This is a genomic window from Bacteroides sp. AF29-11, from assembly GCF_003602895.1.
GTDB lineage: Bacteria > Bacteroidota > Bacteroidia > Bacteroidales > Bacteroidaceae > Bacteroides > Bacteroides uniformis.
Map to the genome: position 1 here is coordinate 1 of NZ_QTLY01000024.1, position 2,962 is coordinate 2,962.

The 2,962-nt window shown below is 44.6% G+C and carries 2 protein-coding genes; both read right to left on the reverse strand.

Features of this window, described 5'->3' with window-relative positions:
* A partial coding sequence (gene lepB, locus DWZ03_RS19795; RefSeq protein ID WP_120130556.1) for a signal peptidase I occupies positions 1-875 on the reverse strand: 875 nt, incomplete at its 3' end.
* Between the two features lie 7 nt (positions 876-882).
* Positions 883-2,883, reverse strand: coding sequence for a hypothetical protein (locus tag DWZ03_RS19800; RefSeq protein WP_120130557.1), 2,001 nt, complete (start codon positions 2,881-2,883; stop codon positions 883-885).
* Positions 2,884-2,962: the final 79 nt, after the last annotated feature.

A 2,962-nucleotide genomic window follows, 5' to 3' on the forward strand; every position in this document is an offset into this window, starting at 1 on the left:
CATTTTATACTTCCTGACCTATCATCCTTCGATTTCCAAATACGTAGAGCCCTGCCTACAATAAAAGGTTCAGGCAACAGTCCCCAATAGCGTGAATCTTTCGAGTTTTCCATCTTGTCACCGGATACGAAATAATAATTCTCACGGAAACAGTATCTGCTTATAACACTGTCTCCCAATAATACAGTATCCCTCCTGAACGTCAGTTTCTCCTTCTGTTCCCATTCTATCAGATTTCTATAAAGCATCCGGTTCAGTGAATCCATCTCTACTACACTTCCTTTAGCCGGTATGTACAATGGCCCAAATTCGGCAATGCTCCAGCCCAGTTCTTTATCAAAAGGATAACTTTCAACCACTATTCCCCTATTCACAAATTCCTCGGAGTCAAGTAATTTTTGCAATTTATCTTGTGCAGCAGTATTCCCCAAGTATCCGTCATGCCCTTTCACCCTATAATGGCAGTCCTTGATTTCCAAAGTGTCTCCCGGAACTGCTATACAACGCTTTACATAATATGACATTACATCAAAGGCAATGCTGTCCCATCTTCCCGGATAAGGGAAATTGAATACAAGCACATCATTCCTCTTGAATTTCCTCCACCCAGGCATACGGTGAATTTTCACCTCCTTCTTTTCCAATGCGGCAAACACATCGAACAGCCTCGCTCCTTTTGAACATTTATCTACCAATATACAATCACCCGTCTGCAAAGACGGTTCCATCGAATCGGAAGGAATCTTGAAGGAAGTAACTATAAAGACTCCTGATACCAAATATACCACAAACAACATACAAAAGAAGAAGATCATATTCAACAATCTGCCTCCCCACACTTTCAACCAACTTTTCTGTCTATCGTTCGTCTCCATTTTCTTTTTACATCAACAACATTTCTCCATCTTTATAAACAAAAATCCGGCCAGTATATTCCTTACCATTTCCCATGTGTCTGTCCAACCTGAACAACCCATTTCCCGGCACATTTTCAAAGAATAAAACGCCACACTTATCCCCTTCCCGTTCTTCCAACAGTTGCCAACCGCTTTCTTTCCATATATACAGCCCATATACACTGTCGTCAGTTATCTGCGACGTCACATAAGGGACTATCACCACCGACGTCAACCGGCATGTTTCTCCCAAGTCTATCTCCAGAACTTTCTCCTTTACTTTTGCCCGAAAACAAGTGGCAGTAAACCTATCGAACACAGTTTCCATCCTGGTTTCCGACAAAGGCTCCAGAGCAGACGAAATACGCGGATTCTTCACCCGTCCCTCCCGGGTATAAAAAGCGAGTTCTCCCAATGCCATGCTATCCGTCGGCAGATGCATCTTGAGAAAACGCACCCCGGAATCATGACATATATCGTATACCATACGCCTTGCCGGAAGTTCTCTGTCAAAATTACACAACGTGTCTTCTTTTCCGTCCTCAGCCTGTACCGTGATACTTGCATCTCTCAGACATTTGGCGTACCTGCTATTCCAATAAGGTGTCAACATCATATTCCTTACTGCCAATGTGTCTTCTCCCGGAGTCTTGCCATCCAGCAATACCGTCTCCCCATCCGCCTTCAACCACAAAGGTGGAGCGGCAGGCAGTATACATCCTTTCCTATAATAAGCAGGTAAGTACACTATGTTCCGCCCCATATCCCTGAACACAGCTTTTCTACCCTCTATTTTTCCAAATTGTACCGGAGCCCATCCTTTAGAATCAGATACACACAGATAGGCATATTCAGCATCTTCCGGTGTGCCCTCTGTCAGCTCCACCTCTACGTCAGTCCCTTCAAAGTATTGTGCCGAAACATCTATCATCTTGAAATTCCTAAACAACGAAGGGATATCCTCCATCGCAACCCCTTTGTCCAGCAAGGTAGCCTCTACATGTGTGGCATAAGTCTTCCTATACACTTTTGGACAGCGAAATTCTCCCAACCCAAACATCGCATGTAGCCCCAGATTAGCGTAAAGCCGATTGTGGAACCAATTCCGATGTGTCACAAAGGGATCAAAAGCATAATGTTTCCCATTCATCACCAGCACATTCCACGAATGCTCGCCCGCCCTATTTCCCCACAATGGTACAAAATCGACTGTTATAGGCATACCTAAAGCAGAAAACAACAAAGAGTTGAATACCCCTTTTTCGACACATGTCCCACCACCCATTTTTTGCAGCGCTCCACAACTGACAGCCGGCACATTCGCCCCATTAAAAGAAGAAAAAGCGATCTTTGCTTGCAGACGCATCAACGAGTCCACATCGGCATTGAATGTACTGTTATTGCGGGAAAAGAATCCTTTATACTCATTTGCAAAATCAGCACGCGATCCGTCCAGCACAAAACTGCCTCGATAGAAAGGAAGTATGTACTCACAAAACTCCTCGAAAGGGCAATCCCGTGAATATACATTCTCTTTCCAAACACGAAAGGCAAGGTCAATCTCGGCTATCATCTGGCGTGCCGTCACCACCTGCAAAAGAGGTACAGTACTGATGTCGACATTCCTTCCATCCCGAAAAGCACTCCACAAACTATCCACCCCATTCACCCAACGCATCCGCTGCTTGTCCTTGTAAAGCTCCCGCAAGGTGTCGCATTGTTCATAGAAAGGAGCAAGCCGTTCTTGCACAGCAGAATCCACGACATAAATACCTACCATATTTGCTATCAGAAATTCAGCAGCCTCACGCTTCTCCGCACTGTCTACATAATGCTCCAGCACTTTCTCCAATTCCGCACGATTACTACCCGACAAGGCAAGCATTTCTTCCACTCTGGCTGGATACCGGCTGCACGATGCCACCATGAAACATATCAGCAAACATTTCGTAATCCATCTCCCTATGTAAAAATCCTTATTCTGCATTTCCCGTTTGCCTTATTCTATTTTCTTCCATACCCGTCCCCATTTTATACTTCCTGACCTATCATCCTTCGATTTCCAA